Source organism: Paracoccus sp. (in: a-proteobacteria) (genome assembly GCF_046289755.1).
Taxonomy (GTDB): Bacteria; Pseudomonadota; Alphaproteobacteria; order Rhodobacterales; family Rhodobacteraceae; genus Paracoccus.
Map to the genome: position 1 here is coordinate 42,613 of NZ_JBKBVD010000014.1, position 24,282 is coordinate 66,894.

Below are 24,282 nucleotides of genomic sequence, written 5' to 3' on the forward strand. Positions count from 1 at the left end.
ATGGATTTCAAGGAATATCCAGACCGCGAGATGCTGGCCTTGTCGCTGGCCGACCGCATCGGCTCGCAACTGGCGCAGCATCTGCGCAGCAGTGACCGCGCGACGCTGTGCGTGCCGGGCGGCACCTCGCCCGCGCCGGTGTTCGAGACGCTCAGCGGCGCCGATCTGGACTGGGGCCGGGTGACGGTCGTGCTGGGTGACGAACGCTGGGTGGATGGCGATCACAAGCGGTCGAACTCGCGCCTGCTGCGCCGGCATTTGTTGAAGGACAAGGCGGTGGGGGCCGACTACATCGACCTCTATACCGGGGATGCCGCGCCCGATCTGGCGACCGGGGGGCTGGGCGCGCGGCTGGCGCCGCATCTGCCGCTGACCGTCGCGCTGCTGGGCATGGGCAATGACATGCACACCGCCAGCCTGTTTCCCGGCGCCGATCACCTTGAGGCGGCGCTGGCGGCGGATGCCGCCCCGGTCATGGCGATCCGCGCCGAGGGTGCGGAAGAGCCGCGCATCACGCTGACCCGGCCGGTTCTGGCCGGTGCCATCAACATTCACGTTCTGATCATGGGCCCGGAAAAGCGCGAGGCGCTGGAGCGCGCGCTGAAACTGGACCCGATGCAGGCACCGATCCGCGCCTTTCTTGACGCAGCTACGGTCCACTGGGCCGAATAAGGGACCACCACCGCATGACTGATATCTGGAGCCGCCTGACATCTTACCGCCAAGCCCAGGGCGAGGAGCGGATCGAGGCGCTGTTTGCCGCCGATCCGGACCGCGCGCAGGCGTTCTCGACCCGTGCCGATGGCATGGTGCTGGACTGGTCCAAGACCATGATCGACGCGGGCGCGCGCGATCTGCTGCTGGATCTGGCGCGCGGCGCCGATGTCGAGGCGCGGCGCGAGGCGATGTTTGCGGGTGAGAAGATCAACGAGACCGAGGGCCGCGCGGTGCTGCACACGGCGCTGCGCAACCTGTCCGGCAGTGTCGTGCTGGATGGTCAGGATGTCATGCCCGAGGTGCGGGCGACCCATGACCGGATGGCTGATTTCGCCCGGCAGGTCCGCGAGGGCAGTTTTGCCGGGCAGGGCGGCAAGATCACCGATGTCGTGAATATCGGCATCGGCGGGTCCGATCTGGGGCCGGTCATGGCGGTGCTGGCGCTGGCCCCCTATCACGACGGGCCGCGCACGCATTTCGTCAGCAATGTCGATGGCGCGGATATGACCGACACGCTGCGGGGCCTTGATCCGGCAACGACGCTGGTGATCGTGGCCTCGAAGACTTTCACGACCATCGAGACGATGACCAATGCGCGCACCGCGCGCGACTGGATGGCGGGCACGGTCACCGATCCTGCGGCGCAGTTCATGGCGCTGTCTTCGGCCGTCGACAAGGCCGGCGCTTTCGGCATTCCGGCCGAGCGCGTCTTTGGTTTCGAGGATTGGGTCGGCGGGCGCTATTCGGTCTGGGGGCCGATCGGGTTTTCGCTGATGCTGGCGGTCGGGCCGGATGACTTCGACGCCTTTCTGGCCGGGGGTGCCGCGATGGACGCGCATTTCCGCACAGCGCCGCTGGAGGCGAACCTGCCGGTGGCTCTGGCGCTGGTGGGCATCTGGCATCACCAGATCTGCGGCTATCCGACCCGCGCCGTGCTGCCCTATGACAACCGTCTGATGCGGCTGCCCGCCTATCTGCAGCAGCTTGAGATGGAATCGAACGGCAAGCGCGTGGCCATGGACGGCTCTGATCTGGCGGGCGTGTCGGGGCCGGTGGTCTGGGGTGAGCCGGGCACCAACGGTCAGCACGCCTTCTATCAGCTGATCCATCAGGGCACGACGCCGGTGCCCTGCGAGTTCATTCTGGCCGCCAGCGGTCACGAGCCCGGTCTGGCCCATCACCACATCCTGCTGGCCGCGAACTGTCTGGCGCAGTCCGAGGCGCTGATGCGCGGACGCAGCCTGGATGAGGCGCGCGCGATCATGGCCGCCAAGGGGCTGGAGGGCGCCGAGCTGGAGCGTCAGGCCCGCCACCGGGTGTTTCCGGGCAGCCGCCCCTCGACCACCTTGCTGATCGAGAAGCTGACGCCCTTTGCACTGGGGCAGATTGTGGCGCTTTACGAGCAGCGGGTGTTTGTCGAGGGTGTGATTCTGGGGATCAACAGTTTCGATCAGTGGGGGGTCGAGCTGGGCAAGGAGCTGGCGCTGAAGGTCGAGCCGCTGCTGTCGGGCGAGGATGGGCCGGGTGAGGGGCATGACGGCTCGACCCTGGCGCTGGCGGCGATGATCCGGGCGTTGCGCGGCTGACGCGGCGGCGCGTCCTTGCGGGGGCGCGCAAAAGGGGGGCGCTGCCCCCCGTCCCGTTCCGGGACTCCCCCCGGGATATTTGAGCCATGGCAAAACATGCGGGCGGCTTTTCCTTTCCGTGCGGGGGCGATAGGGTCGGCCCGCTACGGAAAGGTCTGATCATGGCGTTCTTCTCGAAACTGCGCGAGCGGCTGACGCGCTCTTCCTCGAAAATCGGGGCGGGGCTGGATGAGATCGTGGGTGAGGCCGCATCCGCGCCCGAGACCCCGGCAGCTGGGGGCCCGGCACCTGAGGCCCCGGCGCCCGACCTTGGTGCGCCCGACGTTCCTGCGCCTGAGGTCCGGGCGGCCGGGACACGGGAGCCGGAGGTCCGGAAGGCGGGGCCGGGTCTGGTGGGGCGCCTGTTCGGGCGCGCCGAGGCCCGTGTCGAGGCCCGTGTCGAAGAGCCGAGGCGGGCGCTGGATGACGCCATGCTGGAAGATCTGGAGGATATGCTGGTTCAGGCCGATCTGGGGGTCGAGACTGCCCTGCGCGTGACCGCCAATATTGCCGAGGGCCGGATGGGGCGGCGCCTGTCGGCCACCGAGCTGAAGGAGCTGCTGGCGACCGAGATCGCGCGGATCATGGCGCCGGTGGCGCGACCGCTGCCGCTGTTTGCGAAAAAGCCGCAGGTGGTGCTGGTCGTCGGCGTCAATGGTGCGGGCAAGACCACCACCATCGGCAAGCTGGCCAGTCAGTTCCGCGCCGCCGGCAAGTCGGTGGTGATCGCCGCAGGCGATACGTTCCGCGCCGCAGCGGTCGAGCAGCTGCAGGTCTGGGGCACGCGGGCCGGGGTTCCGGTGATGGTCGCGCCGCAGGGCAGCGATCCCGCCAGCCTGGCCTATGATGCCATGGTGCGGGCCGAGGCCGAGGGCGCCGATCTGCTGCTGATCGACACGGCCGGGCGGCTGCAGAACCGGCAGGATCTGATGGAGGAGCTGTCCAAGATCGTGCGGGTGATCCGCAAGAAAGACCCCTCGGCGCCGCATAACACGCTGCTGGTTCTGGATGCCACCACCGGGCAGAATGCGCTGAGTCAGGTCGAGACCTTCCGCAAGCTGGCCGATGTCTCGGGGCTGGTGATGACCAAGCTGGACGGCACCGCGCGGGGCGGGGTGCTGGTGGCGCTGGCCGACCGGTTCGGGTTGCCCATCCATGCCATTGGCGTGGGTGAGCAGATCGACGATCTGGATGCGTTTGATCCCGACGATTTCGCCCGCGCGCTGGTCGGGCTGTAGCTGCCTCAGAGGGCCGGTTCGGGCGCGGGTTCGACCAGTGGCCGGGTGGGATTTGTGAGATGCCGCTGGACGAGCCTGCGCTGTGCGTGGCCGGGCGGGATCGGGCGCGCGGGCGCGGGCCGGGCCGTCAGGTCTGGTGCCGTTGTGACGATCCGGGCGCGGGCCTGCGGGTCGAAGGCGCGGAGCGCCTGCGGGCCGGGCAGCAGGCTTTCGGTCCATGCGCTTTCGGACAAGACAATCTCGTGGCGGCGAAACAGCAGGTGCCAATAGGTCACATGGCTGGTGTCTCGCAGGACCTCGACTCCGGCCATGCCGGTCAGGCGCCGCGCGGGCACGAGGATTTCAGGCGTGCCGAACATGCGCTGTGCGATGCGCGAGCGCAGCAGGATGCGGTGCTGGGGCGACACCGTCAGGGCGCGTGCGGGCTGATCCGGGCCAAGCGCGCCCGGCGCGATGCGGATCGGGCGGTGCTGCGGCATCAGGTCCAGATGCGCCTCGTCCAGCACGCGGCTGCCGGACCACAGCAGCGGCTGAAAGCCGTGATCGCGGGTCAGGATCAGATCGCCGGGGCGCAGAGCCTGCACCGGTTGCGGACCCGCCGCCGTCTGGATCCGGGTGTCTGCGGCAAAGCAGGGCACCATGTCGACCGGACCTGTCGCCGCGGCGGGCGCATAGGCGATCGCATCGCCGGGCGCGGGGCCGAGCCCGCGCACCTCGGTAAAGCGAACCGGGCGTGACGGGTCGAATACCGGGTATGCGAGGCTGTCATCGGGTTGCAGGGCAGGCAGGGGAATGATCAGCACCGTATGGCCGTCGCCCAACTCCTCGCCCAGATCCCAGGGGTCGAAGCGGCGGGGATAGAGCGCGACAAAGCGGTTGCCCGCATCGTCCGTCAGCACCGCGCCGATGAAATTGGAGAGGCGCGTGCCGATGGGCAGGGTGATCTGGCTGGCGCCATAGCCGATCACCGCCGGCTGCGTCAGCGCCTGCTGTGTCGCGTCGCCGGAATAGAAACCGCTGACGAACTGATCGTCATCGTCTTGCAGAATCATCGTCGACAGCACGGGGTTTTCCAGCAGGAACGGCGCCGATCCCGCCCCGGCGAACGGTGCATACTGTGCCGCGCCGCCATCGCCGGGGGCGATCGGCTGGCTGACCGTCAGCAGCGTGATCTGGCGTTCCATGCAGCCCCCTGTGAAAACCTCGTGTCAGGGGCAGGTGCCGTATGGGTGACATGCGCCCGCAGCCTGCCGTCAGGGCATGGTTAAGGCAAAGAAGTTAACGAGGGGTTAACAGATCTTAAGATCCATCGACGGCCTTGGCGGGGGCCGGGGCCGGGGCCGAAGTGCCCCGTTCGCGATAGGGGGTGCTGCCATATTGCGCCCGGTAGCATTTCGAGAAATGCGAGGGGCTGGAAAAGCCCGAGGCCAGCGCGATCTCGATGATCGACATCTCGGTCTGCATCAGCAGGTTGCGGGCGCGGGCCAGCCGGGTCTCCATGTAATAGCGCTTGGGGCTGCGGTTCAGATAGCGCCGGAACAGGCGTTCCAGCTGGCGGGTCGACATGCCGGCATCCAGCGCCAGCCGGGCGGGGCTGATCGGTTCTTCAAGATTTCCCTCCATCCGGGCGATCACGGCGGCCAGACGCGGATGGCGCACGCCGATCCGGGTCGGGATCGACAGGCGCTGGCGGTCCTGATCGGTGCGGATGGCGGTGTGCAGCATCTGGTCGGCCACCTCGGCGGCCAAGGCGTCGCCATGCGCCTCGGCGATCAGATGCAGCATCAGGTCGATGGAACTGGTCCCGCCCGCCGCCGTCAGCCGGTTGCCGTCATAGACAAAGACCGAGCGGAACAGATCGACCTGCGGAAAGGCTTCGGCAAAGCCATCATGGTTCTCCCAGTGGATCGTGGCCTTGCGCCCGTCCAGCAGCCGGGCCTCGGCCAGGACCCAGGCGCCGGTGCAGACCGCCCCCATCGCCGCCCCGCCGCGCGCCTGACGGCGCAGCCAGGACAGCACCGGGCGCGTGGCCTCGCGCGCGATTTCGGTGCCGCCGCAGACGATGACCACCTCGTCGCGGCCGGGTGCGGCGTCCCCCTCAAGCCCCGCATCCACCATCACCCGGCTGCCATTCGAGCAGACCGCCATATCGCCACGCGGGCCGACCAGCCGCCAGTCGAACAGCGCCTGGCCTGCGGCGCGGTTGGCCAGCCGCAATGGCTCGATCGCCGCCGTGAAGGGCAGCATGGTGAATCGGTCCAGAAGCAGAAAGGTAAAGCGGCGCGGTTTTGTCGATGGCATGGGGCTGTCTTGGCTGCGGGTCCATCCGGCACCCAAACAGGGATTTCACGCCACGGCAAGAGGCGCGATCATCGCCGCCGGGTGCGGGCCACAAAGCCTTTCCCTGTGCGCTGTTAGCGACTATACGGGCGGCACCGTTTTTCCCAAGGAGCATGGAAAATGACGCAGGACGCACGCACAACCGCCGCCACCCAAAGCTGGGACAAGGCCGGCTGGCGCGCCTATCCGCGCGTCCAGATGCCCGATTATACCGACCCCGCCGCGCTGGCGGCGGTCGAAGAGCAGCTGCGCCGCTCGCCGCCGCTGGTCTTTGCGGGCGAGGCGCGGCGCCTGAAATCGCAGCTGGCCGATGTCGCCGCCGGGCGCGGCTTTCTGCTGCAGGGGGGCGATTGCGCCGAAAGCTTCAGCGAGTTCAGCGCCGACAACCTGCGCGACACGTTCAAGGTGCTGCTGCAGATGGCCGTGGTGCTGACCTGGGGCGCGCAGATGCCGGTGGTCAAGGTCGGCCGCATGGCGGGCCAGTTCGCCAAGCCCCGCAGCGCGCCCACGGAAACCATCGGCGGCGTCGAGCTGCCCAGCTATCGCGGCGACATCATCAACGGGTTCGAATTCACCCCCGAGGCGCGGATCCCCGATCCGGCCCGGATGCTGGCCGCCTATACGCAGGCCGCCGCCTCACTGAACCTGCTGCGCGCCTTCTCGACCGGCGGTTTTGCCGACATGCACCGGGTCCAGAGTTGGATCGCTGATTTCGTCGACGGCCCCGAGGCCGCCAAATACCGCGACATCGCGGGCCGGATCGGCGATGCCATGGCCTTCATGCACGCGGCGGGCGTGAATTCCGAAACCGCGCATCAGCTGTCCAAGGTCGATTTCTACACCAGCCACGAGGCGCTGCTGCTGGAATACGAAGAGGCGCTGGCCCGGATCGACAGCACCACCGGCCTGCCCGTCGCAGGCTCGGGCCATATGATCTGGATCGGTGACCGCACGCGGCAACCGGACGGCGCGCATGTGGAATTCTGCCGCGGTGTCCAGAACCCCATCGGGCTGAAATGCGGCCCGACCACCACGGCCGACGACCTCAAGGTGCTGATGGCCAGGCTGAACCCGGAAAACGAGGCCGGGCGGCTGACCCTGATCGCGCGCTTTGGTGCGGGCAAGGTCGGCGATCACCTGCCGCGCCTGATCAAGGCTGTGCAGGCCGAGGGCGCAAACGTGGTCTGGTCCTGCGACCCGATGCACGGCAATGTCATCAAATCCTCGACCGGCTACAAGACGCGGGCCTTCGATTCGATCCTGAGCGAGGTGCGCGAATTCTTTGCCATCCACAAGTCCGAAGGCACCATCCCCGGCGGCGTGCATTTCGAGATGACCGGCAAGGATGTGACCGAATGCACCGGCGGCGTCCGCGCCGTCACCGATGAGGATCTGTCCGACCGCTATCACACCGCCTGCGACCCGCGCCTGAACGCCAGCCAGTCGCTGGAACTGGCCTTTCTGGTGGCCGAGGAACTGCGCGCCCGGCGCGAAGAGACCGCCCCCGCCCGCAGCGCCGCCGCGATCTGATCCCGGCGCGTCCCAAACGAAGACGGCCCGGAGCGATCCGGGCCGTTTTCATTTCCAGCGCCGATGCACCCAGAACCACTGGTCCATATGGCGCCGCACCAGCATCTCCAGATCATCGTTCAGCGCCTGCATCATGGCGCGCGGCTCGTCTGCGGTGACGGGCGCGCCGACATGAACGCGAAAGCTGAGACCGTCCGGCTGGCGGATCCCCGCGATGGGCACGACCAGCGCATCATAGCGGCGCGCAAGCTCCGCCGGGGTCAGCACGGTGCGGGTTGGCAGATCGAAAAAGCGCAGCTCCGCCCCGTCGCGGTCAAACTGATCAAAGCCAAGCGCCAGCCAGCCGCCGCCCTTCAGAAACCGCAGCATCGCTGCCAGCCCGGCCCGGCCCCGCGGAAAGAGGGGCTCGGCGATGGCGGTGATGGCGGGGACGTAATGGCGGTTGAACGCCTCGTTGTTCATCGGGCGATACAGCGCGCCCACGGGCCAGCCCCGCGCGGCCAGTGCCGCCCGCATCGCGTCGTAATTGCCGAAATGCGCGCAGGCCAGAATGACCGGACGGCCACTGTCCAGCGCCGCCTCCAGCGCGGGCAGGCCCGGCCCCTCCAGCGGGTCAGAGGCACGGATGCGGGCGGTGAATTCCTCACCCGAATAGATCTCGGCCAGCGCGCGCCCGGCATTGTCAGGCACGGCGCGCACCAGCGCCGCGATCTCATCTGTGGTCAGGTCGGGGCGCGCCAGGGTCAGGTTGCCACGGATGCGCCCGCGCCAGCCCGCCACAGGGGCGATGAGACGCGAGAACACCCAGCCCATTGCCGGGATGCGGCGGTGATAGGGCAGCAACCGGGCCAGGCCCATCAGCGCCAGAAAGGTGCCATTGGCCAGCCGGTCGGTCAGGTCGGGTCGGTCGTCGCGCATCGCTCTCCCTTCGCCGCGCGGGCCTCGCGCGACCAGACATAGAGCCCGGCGGCCACGATAATCGCCGCCCCGCCGATGGTCCAGAGATCGGGAAGCTGCCCAAAGAACATCCAGCCCCAGAGGCCCGCCCAGACCAGCCCGGTATAGCCGAACGGCGCCAGCACCCCGGCCTCGGCGGCGCTGAAGGCGCGCACCAGCAGATACTGGCTGGCCGTGCCGAAAATCGCCAACAGGCCAAAGGCCCACAGATCGCCCGCAGCGATGGGTTGCCAGAACAGCGGCACCACCAGGGTCGACGCGACGGAGCCCACCACCGCCGACCACAGAACCGAGGTCGCCACCGAATCCGCCCGCACGATCCGCGTCAGCAGGGCACCTGCGGCATAGGTGAAGGCACCCGCCAGCGGCAGCAGGGCGGCGGGCTGAAAGACGCCCATGCCGGGCCGGATGATCAGCATGGCCCCCACCAGCGCCACGGCAATGCCTGCCAGCCGGCGCGGTCCGATCCGCTCGCCCAGAAACAGCGCGGCGCCAAGGGTGATCAGGACCGGGTTCAGATCCATGATGGCGGTCGCCTCGGCCAGTCCGATATATTGCAACGAGGTGAAGAACAGCGTGACTGATCCCAGCTGCATCAGCGCGCGGGCAAATTGCGTGCCGGGCTGGCGGGTGCGCAGCAAGGGCAGCATCGCGCCGCGAAAGATCAGCGCAAAGATCAGCAGATTGCCCACAAACCGCGCCCAGATGACCTGAGCCGGGTGATAGCTCTGGGTCAGATGCTTGGCGGTGGCATCCATCAGGGTAAACCCCAGGATCGCCGCCAGCAGCAGCGCAATCCCGCGCGCCTGATCCGAGCCCGGGCGCCGCAACCCGTCACGCTCGCGCCCCATCAGCGCGAACCCGCGCGCCAGCACCCGCATCAGGCGGCAGGATCATGGATATTTAAGTGAAGAAGAACCGGCTTCTTCTTCACCCAAATATCCCCGCCGGAGGCGGTTCCTGGTGTCACAGCAGCGCCTTGGCGCGTTCAAGGACCGCATCTGCGGTGATGCCGAATTCCTTATAGAGCGCGGGCGCGGGGCCCGAGGCGCCAAACCCCTCCATGCCGATGAAGGCCGAGCGGTCCTCGGCGCCGCGTTCGCCCAGAAGCAGCCAGTCCCAGGGCTGGCGGACAGCGGCCTCGATGGCGATGCGGACGGTGCCTGCGGGCAGGACCTCTTCGCGATAGGCTTTGGGCTGGTCGCGGAACAGCTCCATCGAGGGGACCGAGACGACGCTTGTGGCGATGCCCTGAGCTTCCAGCGCGTCGCGGGCGGCGGTGGCGATCTCGACCTCCGAGCCGGTGGCCATCAGCACGACCCTGGCCGGGCCGGACGCCGCGCGCAGGACATAGGCACCCTTTGCGGTCAGGTTCTCGCCCGCATCCTGACGCAGCAGCGGCAGGTTCTGACGCGAGAGGGCCAGAACCGAGGGGGTCTCGTCCTGCGACAGGGCGATTTCCCAGGCCTCGGCGGTCTCGATCTGGTCGCAGGGGCGGAAGGTCAGCGTGTTGGGGGTGGCGCGGCAGATCGCCAGATGCTCGACCGGCTGGTGGGTCGGGCCGTCCTCGCCCAGACCGATGCTGTCATGGGTCATCACATAGATCACCGGCAGCCCCATCAGCGCCGACAGGCGCATGGCGCCGCGCGCGTAATCGGTAAAGGTCAGGAAGGTGCCGCCATAGGGGCGGAACCCGCCATGCAGCCAGATCCCGTTCATCGCCGCCGCCATACCATGTTCGCGGATGCCGTAATGCAGATAGCGGCCCATGCGGTTCTCGGGCGAGAACACGCCCTGACCGCCGGTTTTGGTGTTGTTCGAGCCGGTCAGGTCGGCTGAGCCGCCGAAATTCTCGGGCATCTCGGCGTTCAGCACTTCCAGCACGTTCTCGCTGGCCTTGCGGGTGGCGACCTTCGGGGTCGATTGCAGAGTCTGCACCTTGAACGCCTGCACGATGGCGTCCAGACGCGGGTTTGCCTCTTGCCCGATGCGGCGGGCGAATTCGTCGCGTGCGTCCTCGGGCAGCGCGTCGATGCGGGCGTTCCAGTCGGCACGGGCCGGGGCGCCGCGCTGGCCGATGCTGCGCCATTCGGTCAGGATCTCATCTGGGATGTCGAAGGGGGCTGCGTTCCAGCCATAGGCCAGACGGGTGGCCGCGATCTCTTCCGCGCCGAGCGGTGAGCCATGGGCCTTGCTGCTGTCGGCCTTGTTCGGGGCGCCAAAGCCGATGATGGTCTTGCAGTCGACCAGCACCGGGCGGTCGTCGCTTTGCGCGGCCTGCGTCAGCGCGCGGTCGATGTCGGCGGCGTCATGGCCGTCGCAGGACAGCACCCGCCAGCCGGCCGCGGCAAAGCGGGCGCGCTGGTCGGTGCGGTCCGACAGGCTGACGCGGCCGTCGATGGTGATGTCATTGTTGTCCCACAGCACGATCAGACGGCCCAGCTTCTGGTGACCGGCCAGCGCAATCGCCTCGTGGCTGATGCCCTCCATCAGGCAGCCGTCACCGGCGATGACCCAGGTGCGGTGATCGCAGACCGGGGCGCCGAATTCGGCGCGCATCGCCTCTTCCGCGATTGCCATGCCGACGGCGGTGGCGATGCCCTGACCCAGCGGGCCGGTCGTCGTCTCGACCCCTTCGACATGGCCGTATTCCGGGTGACCCGCCGTGATCGCGCCCAGCTGGCGGAAGTTGCGGATCTGGTCCAGCGTCATCTGCTCGTACCCGGTCAGGTGCAGCAGCGCATAGATCAGCATCGAGCCATGGCCCGCCGACAGCACGAAACGGTCGCGGTCGAACCAGTTCGGCGCCGAGGCGTCGAATTTCAGGTGGTTGCGGAACAGGACCGTGGCCACATCGGCCATGCCCATCGGCATGCCGGGATGGCCGGAATTTGCGGCCTCGACCGCGTCCATGGACAGCACGCGGATCGCGCTGGCCAGGTTCCAGTGGCGGGGGTCGGCGGTGCGGCGGGCGGCGATGTCCATGGCGTTCCCTTGCGGCAAAATGTGTTGCCGCCCTGTTAGGGGGGATGGCCTGCGGTTGCAAGCCGCAGCGCCCTGACCCCGGATCCCTTACCCCTCGCCGTCGCGCGCGGTGCTGAGCGGGCGCACGCGCAGACGGGTGATGCGGTTCTCGCGCCGGGTCACCACCTCGAAACGGTAGCCGTGGAAGCTGAAGACCTGCCCCTGATCGGGGATCGACTGGGCCATATGGATCACCAGACCGGCGACGGTGTTGGCCTCGTCATCGGGCAGGGACCAGTCCAGCTGGCGGTTCAGGTCGCGGATCGTCATGCCGCCCTCGACCAGATATTCGCCCTGAGCGTTGGGCTTGAGGGTCTGGTCGGCCTCGGTGTCGTGTTCGTCGGCGATCTCGCCCACGATTTCCTCAAGGATGTCTTCCAGCGTGATCAGCCCGCGCAAGCTGCCGTATTCATCGACCACCAGCGCGAAATGGGTGCGGCGTTTCAGAAACTCGCGCATCTGTTCGTCCAGCGCGGTGGTGTCGGGCACGAAATAGGGCGGCATCGCCACCGCCATCACGTCAAAGCGGCGCGCGGCCATCGGGTCGCGCTGCTCGCGCACGGCACGGTTGACGGCGCGCAGCAGATCCTTGGCGTGAATGACGCCGACGACATTCTCGCGTTCCTCGCGATAGACGGGCAGGCGGGTATGGGGGCTGGACAGCACCGCCTCGAGGATGCGTTCGGGCGCCAGATCGGCGTCGATCATCTGGATCTCGCTGCGGTGGCGCATGATTTCCTCGACCGTGCGGTTGCCCAGATCCAGCGCGCCCAGCAGGCGGTCGCGGTCCTCCTTGTTGACGGCGCCCTGGGCATGGCCGATCGACAGCGCGCCCTCGATCTCTTCCTCGATCGAGAACATGTGCTTGCCGGGGTCGGTCTTCAGGCCGGCGATGGACAGCATCATACCGACGATGGCGCGGACCACGGTCACCACCGGAGCGAGCACGATGGTCAGCAGCCGGATCGGCCGGGCGACAAGACTGGCCACCTTTTCGGGCGCCGAAATGGCATAGGTCTTGGGCATCACCTCGGAGAAGATCAGCACCAGAATGGTCATCACCAGCGTCGCGATGGGCACACCGCCGGTGCCCAGCAGGCGGGTGAACAGCGCGGTGGCCAGGCTGGCGGCCAGGATGTTGACGACATTGTTGCCCAGCAGGATTGCGCCAATCAGCTTTTCGCTGTCGGCGGTGATCCTGACGGCGGCCTCGGCACCGCTGTCGCCCCGGTCGGCACGGGCTCGCAGCTTGGCTTTGCTGGCGGCGGTCAGGGCGGTTTCCGAACCCGAGAAGAAGGCCGACAGGATCAGGCAGATCAGAATTGCGCCGATGGTCAGAAAGGCAGCAAAGTCTAAGGCAGAGGATACGTCGTCCATGGGTCCTTGGTCAGTTGGGGGGTTTCGGGATTGCGCCGGGCAGGGGGTCCGGCAAGGGCAACGGCGGCGGCGGGTCAGCCGGGGAAATCGCGGCCAGCGGATGATGGTTCAGCACCAGATCACGCATGCGCTGGTTGACCACATGCGTATAGATCTCGGTCGTGCCAAGATCGGCATGGCCCAGCAGGGTCTGGATGACGCGCAGATCGGCGCCGCCTTCCAGCAGGTGGGTGGCAAAGGCGTGGCGGATGACATGGGGTGTGACATGCACGGGTTCGATCCCCGCCGCCAGCGCGATCTGCCCCAGCAGGCGCGAGACCCCCTGCCGCGGCAGATGCCCGGCGGGCCCGGCGGCGGGAAACAGCCAGCGGGCGCCGCGCCCGGCGATCAGCCGGGCCAGCGGGCTGCCCTCGGGGGCGTGGTCGCGATGTGCCAGCCAGCCCGCCAGCGCCGTGCGGGCGGGGCCGGTCAGCGGCACCAGGCGTTCGCGCCCGCCCTTGCCCCGGATCAGCAGCATCTGCGGATCACCCCGGCAGCCCGAGACCGGCAGCTCGACCAGTTCGCTGACGCGCATCCCGGTCGCATAGAGCAGCTCCATCAGGCAGACCGATCGCGCCCGGTCTGCCGGTGTGCGGCCAACCCCCGGTGCGGCGGCCAGAAGGGCGGTCACCTCGGCTTGGCTGAGGCTGCGGGGCAGGCGGTGGGTGCGGCCCGGACCGGCGATGCGGATCGCGGGATCATCGCCGCGCCAGCCCTCTTCCAGCGCAAAGCGGGTGAACTGCCGGACCGAGGACAGGCGCCGCGCACGCGTGGCCCGCGACAGCCCCTGCGCGTCGCAATGGGCAAGGTAATCCTCGACCCGCTCGCGGGTCAGATCGGACAGCGACAGGCCCTGCCCGGACAGCCAGCCGGACAGGTCGCGCAGGTCGCGGCCATAGGCCAGCAGCGTGTTGCGCGCGGCCCCGGCTTCGGCGGCCTGCGCATCCAGAAAGGCCGAGATGGCCCGCCCGTCCTGCCTTTCGTCACCCATCAGGGCGCCTCGGTCATCTGCGGCAGCAGGGTGATCTGCGTCTCGGCCCGGCGCGCGTCCTCGGACAGGCCAAGCGCGCGCAGCATGGCGATGCCGCGCCCGGCCCGCGGCAGATCGCCTTCCAGCGCGGCGTCTATATCCTCCATCGCGGTCAGCAGCGCCTCGCCCTGGCGGGTCTCGGGTGGCTCGGGCGTCTCGGCGGCCAGTTCCGGGGCGGGCGCGACCGGGTCCACGCCCGTCAGGCCGCGCCACTGCCGCAGCAGGGCCACAACCTCGGCGGCGCCGTTTCCGTCGGGGTAGTGATCGGGCAGGTCCGCGGCAATCATCGCCGCCAGCAGATCGGCCATGCCTGCGGCGCGGAATTCGTCAAAGGCGCGGGGCAGGGCCTGAGACAGATCGCCCGATTGCAGCGCCGCCTCCAGCGTGCGCATGACGCCCGCGCGTTCCCAGACCCCGCCCGAGGCGGCAGGGCGCTGTTCGCCATAGATCGCGCGCAGGCGCAGCGGCGCCATCGCGCCCGCGCGGGTCAGCCGCTCGGCGGCCTCAAGCCGTGCCTTGAAGCCGCTGTTCAGCCGCAGGTCCGATTGGGCAAAGGCCGTGGGCAGCGTCACGGTCGGCAACGGCTGGCCGATCGCCTCGTGAATGCGGAATTCCAGCGGCGTCATGCGTTCGGGCGGGTCCAGCATCTGGCCGCCATCGACAAAGGCGTCGTCCAGAAAATGCGTCAGCATGATCGCCTGCCGCTCGTCGATCAGGCCAAGGCTTTCGGCGCCGTGCAGGCTGAGGGCGGCGGCGGCCCAGTCGCCGGTCTGCGCCAGACAGAAGATCCGGGCGCTGAAGCTGGGCGCGATGCCGGGGGTGCTGTCCATGATCCGGCAGGCGCGATGCTCGTCGCCCTCCAGCAGGGCAATGTCGAACAGGCGGCGGAACACCTCGGGATCGCCCGGACCGGCGGCCAGCAGCAGGGCCTGCGCCTCTTCCAGCGCGCCCATGTCCAGCAGCCGGTCGGCGCGGGCCAGAAACAGGCGGCCCTTGGGCGTGGCGGTGCCGTTCGTCTCGGGCGGGGTCAGTTGCGCGGTCAGCACACGCCTCAGCAGCACCTGCATCGCGTGCAGCCGCGCGGGCGCGCGCAGCAGCGCATCGGCCAGATCGGCGGGATCGCTGCCCGCCCACAGATCGGGCGGCAGCCCCGCACGGCGCGGGGTCAGCGTGCCGGTGCTGTCGGGATCGCCCTGATCCAGACGGCTGACCTGCACCGTTCCGACCGCACCGCTTTCGGCGACCGGCTGGCGTCCGGGCGGGCGCTGCGGCGGCCCGGCATCACCGGCCCGCCAGGCCGAGCTTTCGCGCTGAGGGCCGCGCACGCTGCCAGACAACCAGTCACTGGCCGACAGCGGCTGACCCTGCGCAAAGACCGCCGGGGCGGGCAATGCAAGGCTCAATGTCAGAGCAATCCGCAGGGAAAGACGTCTATTCACCGGGCACATCCAGTTGCAAGGGACTGCGCACCTCGCGCCGCTGCGGCTCCATATCACCGAAATACGCATATCCGGCCAGCCCGATCAGGCCCGCCAGAATCACCACCACCAAAAGTTTTACCAGCCGCATTGTCCTGCCCTTGCTCGTCTGTCGCCTGTAAGTTGTACGATCTGCCTGTCTCCGGTCTGCTGCCGGGTCAAGCCGATTATATATGGCAATTCCGGGAATATCACGCCATTCAGTCACCGGATCCGGGAGACAACCATGGGCAGACGGCTTTCAAGGCATATCGTGCTGGTGGGCATGATGGGGGCGGGCAAGACCGCCATCGGGACCGAACTGGCCCGGCGCCTTGGCGTGGCCTTCCGCGACAGCGATGCCGAGATCGAGACCGCCGCCGCCATGACCATCACAGAGATTTTCGCCCGCGACGGCGAGGCGTTCTTTCGCGCGCGCGAGGCCGAGGTGCTGGGCCGCCTGCTGGCCGGCGCGCCTGCGGTCATCTCGACCGGGGGCGGGGCGTGGATGCAGACGCGCAACCGCGAGGTGATCGGCCGGTCGGGGCTGTCGGTCTGGCTGAGCTGCGATCTGGACACCCTGTGGCAGCGGGTGCGCCAGCGCCCGACGCGGCCCCTGTTGCAGACCGCCGATCCGCGCGGCACGCTGGCCGCCCTGCTGGCCGAACGCGCGCCGGTCTATGCGCTGGCCGATCTGGATTTCCCCGCCCGGCCCGACGACAGCATCGAGACTGCCGCCGGTCGCCTGCTGGCCGCGCTTGAAGCCGCATCCCCCAGCCCTTTCAAGGATTGATCTGATGACCCAGACCGTGACCGTCCATGTTCCGCTTGGCGACCGCGCCTATGATGTGCGCATCGGCGCGGGCCTCATCGGGCGCGCGGGCGCCGAGATCGCGCCCCTGCTGGCGCGCCCGCGCGTGGCCATCGTCACGGATGAGACCGTCGCCCGCCTGCATCTGCCCGCGCTGGAGGCCGCGCTGCGCGCCGAGGGGATCGACAGCGTCGCGCTGCGCCTGCCTGCGGGCGAGGGCACGAAAAGCTGGCCGCATCTGACCCGATGCGTCGAATGGCTGCTGGAGCAACAGGTCGAGCGGCGCGACGTGGTGGTGGCGCTTGGCGGTGGGGTGATCGGCGATCTGGTGGGATTTGCCGCCGCGATCCTGCGGCGCGGGGTGCGGTTCGTGCAGCTGCCCACGACGCTTTTGTCGCAGGTCGACAGCAGCGTGGGCGGCAAGACCGGCATCAACAGCCCCCATGGCAAGAACCTGATCGGCGCGTTCCACCAGCCCGCGCTGGTACTGGCCGACATCGCGGTGCTGGACACGCTGAGTCCGCGCGATTTTCTGGCGGGCTATGGCGAGGTCGCCAAATACGGGCTGCTGGGGGATGCGGAATTCTTCGGCTGGCTGGAAGCGAACGCCCCCCGCCTGCGCGAGGACATGGCCCTGCGCCAGCACGCCGTGGCCCATTCGGTGGCGATGAAGGCCGCCATCGTCACCCGCGACGAGACCGAGCAGGGCGAGCGTGCGCTGCTGAACCTGGGCCACACTTTCGGGCATGCGCTGGAGGCGGCAACGGGCTATTCCGACCGGCTGCTGCATGGCGAGGGGGTGGCGATCGGCTGCGCGCTGGCCTTTGATCTGTCGGCGCGGATGGGGCTGTGCGCGCAAGAGGCGCCAAGCCGGGTGCTGGCGCATCTGCGCCAGATGGGCATGCCCGCGCGCCTGTCGGATGTGCCGGGGGTGCTGCCCGATGACGCCGGGCTGATCGCGCTGATGGGGCAGGACAAGAAGGTCGTGGACGGGCAACTGCGGTTCGTGCTGGCGCGCGGCATCGGCGAGGCTTTCGTCAGCGATGCGGTGACGGGCGAGACGCTGGCCTCGGTCCTGCACGACGCCCGCTGATCCCGGACGTCATCGCCCGGCCTGCCCGTCGCCCCGGTTCCGTCCCGGCCCGCCCGGCTCGGGCCCCCCATCGAAGGGGACCAGAGCCGGGACCGGCTGCGCCGGTCCATGGCGCCCGGCCTTGACCGTGTTCAGGCGGCGTGGCGGCGTTGGGCCAGCATCTGATCGACCATCCGGTCAGCCATCAACGCCGCTGTGCAGCCCTCCTGACGGGCCTGATCCAGCATCTCGGCCACGCGGGCGGCAATCGCGCCAAGACGATCCAGCCGCCAGCCATCGCCGCTGCCATGGATCTCGCTGGCGACGCTGATGATGCCGCCGGCATTGACGACATAATCGGGCAGATAGGTGACCCCGCGCGCGGCCAGCTGCGCATCGACCGCCTCATCGGCCAGCTGGTTGTTCGCCGCCCCGCAGATCAGCCGCGCCGACAGCTGCGCCGCGCTGTCGGCCGTCAGCACCGCACCAAGGGCGCAGGGGGCAAAAATATCCATCTGCTGATCGAACACCGCCTCGGGGGCGCAGACAGCGGCACCCAGATCCGATTGCGCCCGCGCCAGCGCGGCCTGATGGATGTCGGTGACGATCAGCCGCGCGCCCGCCGCCGCCAGTTTCTCGGCCAGCGACATGCCGACATGGCCCAGCCCCTGCACCAGCACCCGCCGCCCGGTCAGGTCCTCGTTGCCCCAGACATGCGCCGCGCCGACGCGCAGGCAGCGGAACACCCCCTCGGCGGTCCAGGGCGAGGGATCGCCCGAACCATGGGCCAGCCCCACGGCAAAGCGGGTCTCTTCCGCGGCATGGGCCATGTCCTGCGGCGAGATGCCGACATCCTCGGCGGTCCAGTACTGACCGCCAAGCGCCTGCACCGCCCGGCCAAAGGCCCGCATCATCGCGGGCGTCTTGTCATGCCGGGCATCGCCGATGATGACCGCCTTGCCGCCGCCCAGGCCCAGCCCCGCCATCGCATTCTTGTAGGTCATGCCGCGCGCCAGCCGGGTCACATCATGGATGGCCTCGGCATCGCTGGCATAGGGCCACATCCGGCAGCCACCCGCCGCCGGACCCAGCGCGGTCGAATGCAGGCAGATGATCGCCCTGAGGGCCGAGGCCGGGTCCTCGGCCAGCACCAGCCGCTGGAACCCGTCGGGCCGGTCAAGTTCGGTGAGTGTCAGTGACATGGCAGCGCCCTTCTTCATCATCCGCAAAGCGGGGTCTCCCGCCCGGTCGGGTCACAAAGCGCCGCTTGCCGCATATTGCAAGAGGCAGATGATCCGGCAAGCAGGCGTGGCACGCCGCGCAACGAACGCCACGAAGGGGCGGGGCATCGGGCAATTTCGTATCGCGGCCTGACAGCAAAAAGGGCGGCTTGCCGGACCGCCCCCCCTGAAGTGATTCGCCCTGATGCGCCGGTGGCGCCGCTCAGAACGGGATTTCGTCGTCGTAATCGGCGCGGCCTGCGCCCTGACCGCCCGCCGGAGCGCTGGCCGGACCGCCCGAACCGCGCTGGTCGTACTCGTCGCGACCGCCGCCATAGCCACCGCCCTGACCGCCGCCACCCTGACCGCCGCCGCCTTCACCGCGCCCGTCCAGCATGGTCAGCGTGCCGCCCAGGCCGCGCAGCACGATCTCGGTCGAATAGCGGTCCTGACCGGACTGATCCTGCCATTTGCGCGTCTCGAGCTGGCCCTCGATATAGACCTTGGCGCCCTTTTTCAGATAGCGCTCGACCACGTTCACCAGACCTTCGGTGAAAATCGCAACCGTGTGCCACTCGGTCTTTTCGCGACGCTCGCCGGTGGTGCGATCCTTCCAGGTCTCGGAGGTGGCGATGCGCAGATTGGCCACCTTGCCCCCGTTCTGAAAGCTGCGGATTTCCGGGTCGCGCCCCAGATTGCCGATCAGAATGACCTTGTTGACGCTGCCTGCCATGACGGATTTCCTTGGTTCTGTACCTTTGGACACGGGTCTAACGCAGGCTCGACCGCGCCTGCAAGCCGTTCTGCAATGGGCGGGCCGCCGCCGATACCGGTGCGCGGGCGCAGATGGCGGCTCCGGCCCCTGTTCACAATGCTGGCGGCGGGCGCGATCTGCTGTATAGTCTGCCCCAACATGCAGCAGCGGAAAAGCTGACGAAAACGAGGGCGGAATGATGCGGTTCAACCGATTCGGAAAAGCAGTCCTGTGCGCAGCTCTGGGCCTTGGGCTGGCACTGCCCGTCGCGGCGCCGGTCTCGGCCGAGGGGTTGCGGCTGTCGGGCAGTTCATCGAAATCGCGGGCGGAACAATTCGCCCGCCAGACCCGGCTGATGGATTCGCGCCTGTCCACCCAGTACCAGCAATCGGCACGCCTCCAGCCCGGCCGGCTGGAACAGGCGATGCCGCTGGCGGCAGAGCCCAGCATCCCGCGCTATACCGGGCGGCGCAGCGAATACCTGCCCCATGCCCGTCAGGCCGCGCAACGCCATGGCATCCCCGAGGATCTGTTCCTGCGCCTCGTGCAGCAGGAATCGGGGTGGAACCCGAACGCCCGCTCGCACAAGGGCGCGATGGGTCTGGCACAGCTGATGCCGGGAACGGCGGCGAAGCTGGGCGTGAACCCGAATGATCCGGTCCAGAACCTGAATGGCGGCGCCCGCTACCTGCGGATGATGTACAATCAGTTCGGCAACTGGCGGCTGGCACTGGCCGCCTATAATGCCGGGCCGGGCGCGGTGCAGAAATATGGCGGCATCCCGCCCTATCGCGAGACCCGCAACTATGTCCGCATCGTCGCCGGAGGCTAGGCGCCCGACGTCATGCGGCGGGCGTGATCGCCCGGCCGTGCCCGCATACCGCTACGACCGCAGGCCCGTCTTCTTCAGCAGACCCTTGCGTCGCGCCTCGTAATAATAGCCACGCGAATACCACATGATCGTGCGATCCGGGTTGCCCTCGGCCACCAGCCAGGCGCCGCGCAGGTATCTGACGCCGTATTTCAGATTGGTATCGGCATCCAGAAGCGCGGCGTCGGGGCCGCGATGGCCCATTGTGCGCGCGGTCTGGGGATGGATCTGCATCAGCCCGTAATAGGGACCGTTGCGCGCGCCCGGCCTGTGGCTCGATTCGCGGATCACGACCCGCTGCACCAGCGACGAGGGCACCTCGTAATGCCGCGCCCAGAAATTGATGCGCTGGCGCAGATGCGGCGTCTCATTGGGATAAAGACCGCTCTGGGTCACATTCCCGCCGGACGGAACACTGTCCCGCCCGCCACAGGCCGCCAGCGCCAGAACCGACAGGATCAGTCCCCGCCTGCCCAGCTTCGGTCCCGAAATATCCCGGGGGGAGTCGCCGCAGGCGGCGGGGGGCAGCGCCCCCCTCCCGCGTCCGGTCGCCGTGCCGTCACGCATGGATCGCGCCGCTGCCACAGGCCAGCGCGGCCTCGCGGACAGCTTCCGACACGGTCGGGTGGGCATGACAGGTCAGCGCCAGATCCTCGGCCGAGGCGCCGAATTCCATCGCCACGCAGACTTCATGGATCAGATCGCCCGCCGAAGGGCCGATGATGTGGCAGCCCAGAATGCGGTCGGTCTCGGCATCCGCGATCAGCTTGACGAAACCCTCGCCCTGAAACTGCGCTTTCGCACGGGCATTGCCCATGAAGGGGAACTTGCCGACCTTGATCTTGCGGCCCGCGGCCCTGGCGGCCTCTTCGGTCAGGCCGACATTGGCGACTTCGGGGGTGGTATAGATCACGCCGGGGATCACGTCGTAATTCACGTGACCATGCTTGCCCGCGATCACCTCGGCGACGGCCATGCCCTCATCCTCGGCCTTGTGGGCCAGCATCGGGCCGGGGACCGCGTCGCCCAGGGCATAGATGCCCTTGACGCTGGTGGCCCAATGGCCGTCCACCTTGACGAAGCCGCGATCGGTCAGCGCGACGCCCAGATCCTCCAGCCCCAGACCCGTCAGATGCGGGCGGCGGCCGGTCGAGACCAGAACCACCTCGGCCTCGATCTCATGGGCGCTGTCATCCTTGTTCAGCTTGTAGGTGACCTTCGCGCCGCCCCCGGATGCCCCGGCGCTCTGCACGGCGGCGCCCAGAGTGAACTCCAGCCCCTGTTTGGCCAGCATCTTCTGGAACTGCTTCTGCACCTCGGCATCCATGCCCGGCGCGATCACATCCAGATATTCCAGCACCGTCACCTTGGCGCCAAGCCGCGCATAGACCGAGCCCAGTTCCAGCCCGATCACCCCGGCGCCGATCACCACCATGGATTTCGGGATCCTGGGCAAAGCCAGCGCGCCGGTCGAATCAACGATCACGCCAGCCTCATTGTCGACCTCGACGCCTTTCAGCGCGGCCGGGACCGAGCCGGTGGCGATGACGATGTTCTTTGTCTCGTGAACCGTGTCGCCGACCTTGACGCGGCCCGCAGCCTCGATCTTTGCCCAGCCCTTGAGCCAGTCGATCTTGTTCTTCTTGAACAGGAATTCGATGCCCTTGGTGTTGCCCGCGACCGTCTCGGATTTGTAGCCCTGCATCCTGTCCCAGTCGACGGTCACATGGGCGCCCATCAGGCCCATCTTCTCGAAATTCTCATGGGTTTCGTGCAGCATATGGCTGGCATGCAGCAGCGCCTTGGAGGGGATGCAGCCGACATTGAGGCAGGTGCCGCCCAGGGTCTCGCGGCCTTCGACGCAGGCGACCCTGAGGCCCAGCTGGGCGGCGCGGATGGCGCAGACATAGCCGCCGGGTCCGGCGCCGATCACGATCAGATCATACATGGCAGTTCCTTTTGTCAGACCGCAGTGCCGGGGGCTTCGCGCCCCCGGACCCCCGCGGGATATTTGGTCCAAGGCAAATCACAGCAGGCTTGCCAGGATCATCAGCATTGTGGCGAAAAAGCCAATGCCCCAGATGATCGAGCGGCCCGGCGACCAGCCCAGCAGATAGGCGGGGACATAGACGAGGCGGGCGCCCAGATAGATCCAGGCACAGGTGGCGGTGAGAGTGCTGGCCTGACCGCCTGCCGTAACGATGAGCACGGCGATGGAAAAGAGGATCAGGCCCTCGAAATGGTTGCTGAGGGCGCGTCCGGCGCGGCCCGCGTATCCGGTGAGTTCGGGCGGATGATCGCGTGGGCCCATCGCCACTTTCGGGCCGATCTGAAGATTGGCCAGAACCGAGAACAGCACGAACTGCGTGCCCTGAAGCAGGGCGGCGAGGGCGAGGACGGTCAGTTCTGTGGTCATCATGTCTCTCTCTGGCTCATGCGTTTGTCTGCGGGGCCAGAGCACCAATGCGCGCGGGCCGGGTCAGGACATGCGCCGGACAAGCGCGGTGCTGATCATGCCTCTGGCAGCCGGATCGGGGCAGAGCGATATGGGTCACGTCTCGCAGCACGGTCTCGCGTTCCGGATGGGGCCCGACCGGGATCACGACCTGCCCGGCGGCAGTCAACAAGGTGATATTCGGTCTGGCTGTCCGGATCGGGGGCCGCGCGGATGCGGCCCCCTGGGATGGCGGGATCAGAGATCCATCAGCAGGCGGCGGGGGTCTTCCAGCGCCTCTTTGACGCGGACGAGGAAGGTGACCGCGCCCTTGCCGTCGACGATGCGGTGATCGTAGCTCAGCGCCAGATACATCATCGGGCGGATCACGATCTGGCCGCCGACCACGACCGGGCGTTCCTGGATCTTGTGCATGCCCAGAATGCCCGATTGCGGCGGGTTCAGAATGGGCGAGGACATCAGCGAGCCATAGACGCCGCCATTCGAGATGGTGAAGGTGCCGCCCTGCATTTCGGCCATGGTCAGCTTGCCATCGCGGCCCTTCAGGCCCAGTTCGGCGATTTCCTTCTCGATCGCGGCAAAGCCTTTTTGCTCGGCATCGCGCAGGACCGGAACCACCAGACCCGAGGGCGTGCCGACCGCGACGCCCATATTGACGTAGTTCTTGTAGACGACATCGGTGCCGTCGATTTCCGCGTTGACCTCGGGGACCTCTTGCAGCGCGTGGCAGCAGGCCTTCACGAAGAAGGACATGAAGCCCAGCTTGACCTTGTGCTTCTTCTCGAAGGCGTCCTTGTATTCGGTGCGCAGGCCCATGATGCCCGACATGTCGACCTCGTTATAGGTCGTCAGCATCGCGGCGGTGTTCTGCGCATCCTTCAGGCGGCGCGCGATGGTCTGGCGCAGGCGGGTCATCTTGACACGCTCTTCGCGGGCGGCGTCATCGGCGCCGGAGGGGGCGCGGGGTGCGGCAGCCGCGGGTTTGGGCGCGCTGGCCTTGGCGACATCCTCTTTCATCACGCGGCCATCGCGGCCCGAGCCCTGAACCTCGTCGCGGCTGACGCCTTTTTCGGCCATGGCCTTCTTGGCCGAGGGCGCATCCTCGACATCCGAGCGGGGCTTTACCTCTTCGGGGCCCGCGTTTTTCAGCACGGTCTCCTGTGCGGCTTCGGCGCCCTTGGCGGGGGCGGCGCCGGTGGCGCCTTCGGTGATGATCGCCAGACGTGCCTTGGCGTCGACGGTCGCGCCCTCTTCGGCGAGGATCTCGGCCAGGACGCCCGCAACGGGGGCGGGAACCTCGACCGAGACCTTGTCGGTTTCCAGCTCGCACAGCATTTCGTCGGCGGCGACCTGGTCGCCGGGCTTCTTGAACCAGGTGGCGACGGTCGCCTCGGTCACGCTTTCACCAAGGGCGGGGACCATCACGTCCACGGGTTTGCCGCTCATCTTGCCTTGTCCTTCCGGGGTCTTGTCGGCCTTTGCTTCGGCCTGCGGTTTCTCGGCTGCTTTGCCGGGGGTGCTGGCATCGGCCTCGCCGATCAGGGCCAGCAGCGCGTCGGGGGCGACGGTCTCGCCCTCGGCTGCAACGATTTCGGCCAGCACACCGGCGGCGGGGCTGGGCACTTCGACGGTCACCTTGTCGGTTTCCAGCTCGCACAGCATCTCGTCCATCTCGACGCGGTCGCCCGGTTTCTTGAACCAGGTGGCGATGGTCGCCTCGGTCACGGATTCGCCCAGTGCGGGCACGCGGACTTGGGTGGTCATC

At 68.1% G+C, this 24,282-nt stretch carries 22 protein-coding genes; 7 read left to right on the forward strand and 15 right to left on the reverse strand.

Features of this window, described 5'->3' with window-relative positions:
- From pgl to ftsY, 3 genes are all read left to right on the forward strand, one after another.
- A complete protein-coding gene (gene pgl / locus ACK41U_RS07470) occupies positions 1-672 on the forward strand; it encodes a 6-phosphogluconolactonase (RefSeq protein WP_409677910.1) in 672 nt (223 codons plus the stop codon).
- Between the two features lie 14 nt (positions 673-686).
- Positions 687-2,303 (forward strand): glucose-6-phosphate isomerase, encoded by a 1,617-nt coding sequence (gene pgi / locus ACK41U_RS07475; RefSeq protein ID WP_409677817.1) that lies wholly within the window; start codon positions 687-689, stop codon positions 2,301-2,303.
- A gap of 161 nt (positions 2,304-2,464) precedes the next feature.
- Positions 2,465-3,580 carry a signal recognition particle-docking protein FtsY gene (gene ftsY, locus ACK41U_RS07480; protein WP_409677819.1) on the forward strand — a complete coding sequence of 372 codons (1,116 nt, stop codon included), beginning with the start codon at positions 2,465-2,467 and terminating at the stop codon, positions 3,578-3,580.
- 5 nt (positions 3,581-3,585) lie between these two features.
- Here the strand turns inward: ftsY and ACK41U_RS07485 are convergent, their stop codons facing one another.
- On the reverse strand, positions 3,586-4,764 hold the full coding sequence (locus tag ACK41U_RS07485; protein WP_409677821.1) for a Hint domain-containing protein: 1,179 nt from the start codon (positions 4,762-4,764) through the stop codon (positions 3,586-3,588).
- Positions 4,765-4,879: 115 nt separating this feature from the next.
- On the reverse strand, positions 4,880-5,881 hold the full coding sequence (locus tag ACK41U_RS07490) for a GlxA family transcriptional regulator (protein WP_409677823.1): 1,002 nt from the start codon (positions 5,879-5,881) through the stop codon (positions 4,880-4,882).
- Positions 5,882-6,040: 159 nt separating this feature from the next.
- On the opposite strand from ACK41U_RS07490, the gene ACK41U_RS07495 reads away from it, so the two are divergent.
- The gene (locus tag ACK41U_RS07495; RefSeq protein WP_409677825.1) at positions 6,041-7,450 is read left to right on the forward strand and encodes a class II 3-deoxy-7-phosphoheptulonate synthase; all 1,410 of its coding nucleotides are present in this window, start codon (positions 6,041-6,043) and stop codon (positions 7,448-7,450) included.
- Between the two features lie 48 nt (positions 7,451-7,498).
- On the opposite strand, the gene ACK41U_RS07500 is transcribed toward ACK41U_RS07495, so the two are convergent.
- The 7 genes from ACK41U_RS07500 to ACK41U_RS07530 all read right to left on the reverse strand — a co-directional run bounded on the left by ACK41U_RS07500 (position 7,499) and on the right by ACK41U_RS07530 (position 15,446).
- Positions 7,499-8,368: a lysophospholipid acyltransferase family protein gene (locus ACK41U_RS07500; protein ID WP_409677827.1), complete on the reverse strand. Its 870-nt coding sequence runs from the start codon at positions 8,366-8,368 to the stop codon at positions 7,499-7,501.
- Positions 8,344-9,288 (reverse strand): DMT family transporter, encoded by a 945-nt coding sequence (locus ACK41U_RS07505; RefSeq protein ID WP_409677829.1) that lies wholly within the window; start codon positions 9,286-9,288, stop codon positions 8,344-8,346. Before ACK41U_RS07505 ends, ACK41U_RS07500 begins: the two co-directional genes overlap by 25 nt.
- An 85-nt stretch (positions 9,289-9,373) precedes the next feature.
- Positions 9,374-11,392 carry a transketolase gene (tkt, locus tag ACK41U_RS07510; protein WP_409677831.1) on the reverse strand — a complete coding sequence of 673 codons (2,019 nt, stop codon included), beginning with the start codon at positions 11,390-11,392 and terminating at the stop codon, positions 9,374-9,376.
- Between the two features lie 87 nt (positions 11,393-11,479).
- The gene (locus tag ACK41U_RS07515) at positions 11,480-12,808 is read right to left on the reverse strand and encodes an HlyC/CorC family transporter (protein ID WP_409677833.1); all 1,329 of its coding nucleotides are present in this window, start codon (positions 12,806-12,808) and stop codon (positions 11,480-11,482) included.
- A gap of 10 nt (positions 12,809-12,818) precedes the next feature.
- Entirely contained in the window at positions 12,819-13,838 is a 1,020-nt protein-coding gene (locus tag ACK41U_RS07520; RefSeq protein WP_409677835.1) for a tyrosine recombinase, read from the reverse strand.
- Positions 13,838-15,280 carry a hypothetical protein gene (locus ACK41U_RS07525; RefSeq protein WP_409677837.1) on the reverse strand — a complete coding sequence of 481 codons (1,443 nt, stop codon included), beginning with the start codon at positions 15,278-15,280 and terminating at the stop codon, positions 13,838-13,840. Before ACK41U_RS07525 ends, ACK41U_RS07520 begins: the two co-directional genes overlap by 1 nt.
- Positions 15,281-15,308: 28 nt before the next feature.
- Positions 15,309-15,446, reverse strand: coding sequence for a hypothetical protein (locus tag ACK41U_RS07530; protein ID WP_409677915.1), 138 nt, complete (start codon positions 15,444-15,446; stop codon positions 15,309-15,311).
- Between the two features lie 120 nt (positions 15,447-15,566).
- Between ACK41U_RS07530 and ACK41U_RS07535 the strand changes: the two genes are divergently transcribed.
- Complete coding sequence (locus ACK41U_RS07535) at positions 15,567-16,127, forward strand: shikimate kinase (protein WP_409677912.1); 561 nt, start codon at positions 15,567-15,569, stop codon at positions 16,125-16,127.
- Between the two features lie 4 nt (positions 16,128-16,131).
- Positions 16,132-17,238 (forward strand): 3-dehydroquinate synthase, encoded by a 1,107-nt coding sequence (aroB, locus tag ACK41U_RS07540; protein WP_409677839.1) that lies wholly within the window; start codon positions 16,132-16,134, stop codon positions 17,236-17,238.
- A 131-nt stretch (positions 17,239-17,369) separates the two neighbouring features.
- On the opposite strand, the gene ACK41U_RS07545 is transcribed toward aroB, so the two are convergent.
- Complete coding sequence (locus ACK41U_RS07545; protein WP_409677841.1) at positions 17,370-18,419, reverse strand: Glu/Leu/Phe/Val dehydrogenase dimerization domain-containing protein; 1,050 nt, start codon at positions 18,417-18,419, stop codon at positions 17,370-17,372.
- A gap of 241 nt (positions 18,420-18,660) precedes the next feature.
- Positions 18,661-19,170: a single-stranded DNA-binding protein gene (ssb, locus tag ACK41U_RS07550; protein WP_409677843.1), complete on the reverse strand. Its 510-nt coding sequence runs from the start codon at positions 19,168-19,170 to the stop codon at positions 18,661-18,663.
- A gap of 220 nt (positions 19,171-19,390) precedes the next feature.
- Between ssb and ACK41U_RS07555 the strand changes: the two genes are divergently transcribed.
- The gene (locus ACK41U_RS07555) at positions 19,391-20,023 is read left to right on the forward strand and encodes a lytic transglycosylase domain-containing protein (protein ID WP_409677845.1); all 633 of its coding nucleotides are present in this window, start codon (positions 19,391-19,393) and stop codon (positions 20,021-20,023) included.
- 51 nt (positions 20,024-20,074) lie between these two features.
- Here ACK41U_RS07555 and ACK41U_RS07560 read toward each other — a convergent pair whose 3' ends face one another.
- The 4 genes from ACK41U_RS07560 to odhB all read right to left on the reverse strand — a co-directional run bounded on the left by ACK41U_RS07560 (position 20,075) and on the right by odhB (position 24,281).
- Positions 20,075-20,629, reverse strand: a complete 555-nt coding sequence (locus tag ACK41U_RS07560; RefSeq protein WP_409677847.1) for a transglycosylase SLT domain-containing protein — start codon at positions 20,627-20,629, stop codon at positions 20,075-20,077.
- Entirely contained in the window at positions 20,622-22,010 is a 1,389-nt protein-coding gene (gene lpdA / locus ACK41U_RS07565; protein WP_409677849.1) for a dihydrolipoyl dehydrogenase, read from the reverse strand. The genes ACK41U_RS07560 and lpdA overlap by 8 nt, the downstream gene beginning before the upstream one ends.
- Positions 22,011-22,088: 78 nt before the next feature.
- Entirely contained in the window at positions 22,089-22,478 is a 390-nt protein-coding gene (locus ACK41U_RS07570; RefSeq protein ID WP_409677852.1) for an MAPEG family protein, read from the reverse strand.
- Positions 22,479-22,754: 276 nt separating this feature from the next.
- A complete protein-coding gene (odhB, locus tag ACK41U_RS07575) occupies positions 22,755-24,281 on the reverse strand; it encodes a 2-oxoglutarate dehydrogenase complex dihydrolipoyllysine-residue succinyltransferase (protein ID WP_409677855.1) in 1,527 nt (508 codons plus the stop codon).
- Position 24,282: the final 1 nt, after the last annotated feature.

What these genes read in the sequence shown, in the direction of transcription:
- ACK41U_RS07485 (WP_409677821.1), bottom strand. Translation starts at nt 4,764, where the DNA reads ATGGAACGCCAGATCACGCTGCTGACGGTCAGCCAGCCGATCGCCCCC.
- ACK41U_RS07545 (WP_409677841.1), bottom strand. Translation starts at nt 18,419, where the DNA reads ATGTCACTGACACTCACCGAACTTGACCGGCCCGACGGGTTCCAGCGG.
- ACK41U_RS07520 (WP_409677835.1), bottom strand. Translation starts at nt 13,838, where the DNA reads ATGGGTGACGAAAGGCAGGACGGGCGGGCCATCTCGGCCTTTCTGGAT.
- aroB (WP_409677839.1), top strand. Translation starts at nt 16,132, where the DNA reads ATGACCCAGACCGTGACCGTCCATGTTCCGCTTGGCGACCGCGCCTAT.
- ftsY (WP_409677819.1), top strand. Translation starts at nt 2,465, where the DNA reads ATGGCGTTCTTCTCGAAACTGCGCGAGCGGCTGACGCGCTCTTCCTCG.
- ACK41U_RS07515 (WP_409677833.1), bottom strand. Translation starts at nt 12,808, where the DNA reads ATGGACGACGTATCCTCTGCCTTAGACTTTGCTGCCTTTCTGACCATC.
- ACK41U_RS07560 (WP_409677847.1), bottom strand. Translation starts at nt 20,629, where the DNA reads ATGCGTGACGGCACGGCGACCGGACGCGGGAGGGGGGCGCTGCCCCCC.
- pgi (WP_409677817.1), top strand. Translation starts at nt 687, where the DNA reads ATGACTGATATCTGGAGCCGCCTGACATCTTACCGCCAAGCCCAGGGC.
- ACK41U_RS07495 (WP_409677825.1), top strand. Translation starts at nt 6,041, where the DNA reads ATGACGCAGGACGCACGCACAACCGCCGCCACCCAAAGCTGGGACAAG.
- ACK41U_RS07500 (WP_409677827.1), bottom strand. Translation starts at nt 8,368, where the DNA reads ATGCGCGACGACCGACCCGACCTGACCGACCGGCTGGCCAATGGCACC.
- ACK41U_RS07505 (WP_409677829.1), bottom strand. Translation starts at nt 9,288, where the DNA reads ATGCGGGTGCTGGCGCGCGGGTTCGCGCTGATGGGGCGCGAGCGTGAC.
- ssb (WP_409677843.1), bottom strand. Translation starts at nt 19,170, where the DNA reads ATGGCAGGCAGCGTCAACAAGGTCATTCTGATCGGCAATCTGGGGCGC.
- pgl (WP_409677910.1), top strand. Translation starts at nt 1, where the DNA reads ATGGATTTCAAGGAATATCCAGACCGCGAGATGCTGGCCTTGTCGCTG.
- ACK41U_RS07530 (WP_409677915.1), bottom strand. Translation starts at nt 15,446, where the DNA reads ATGCGGCTGGTAAAACTTTTGGTGGTGGTGATTCTGGCGGGCCTGATC.
- lpdA (WP_409677849.1), bottom strand. Translation starts at nt 22,010, where the DNA reads ATGTATGATCTGATCGTGATCGGCGCCGGACCCGGCGGCTATGTCTGC.
- ACK41U_RS07490 (WP_409677823.1), bottom strand. Translation starts at nt 5,881, where the DNA reads ATGCCATCGACAAAACCGCGCCGCTTTACCTTTCTGCTTCTGGACCGA.
- tkt (WP_409677831.1), bottom strand. Translation starts at nt 11,392, where the DNA reads ATGGACATCGCCGCCCGCCGCACCGCCGACCCCCGCCACTGGAACCTG.
- ACK41U_RS07570 (WP_409677852.1), bottom strand. Translation starts at nt 22,478, where the DNA reads ATGACCACAGAACTGACCGTCCTCGCCCTCGCCGCCCTGCTTCAGGGC.
- odhB (WP_409677855.1), bottom strand. Translation starts at nt 24,281, where the DNA reads ATGACCACCCAAGTCCGCGTGCCCGCACTGGGCGAATCCGTGACCGAG.
- ACK41U_RS07555 (WP_409677845.1), top strand. Translation starts at nt 19,391, where the DNA reads ATGCGGTTCAACCGATTCGGAAAAGCAGTCCTGTGCGCAGCTCTGGGC.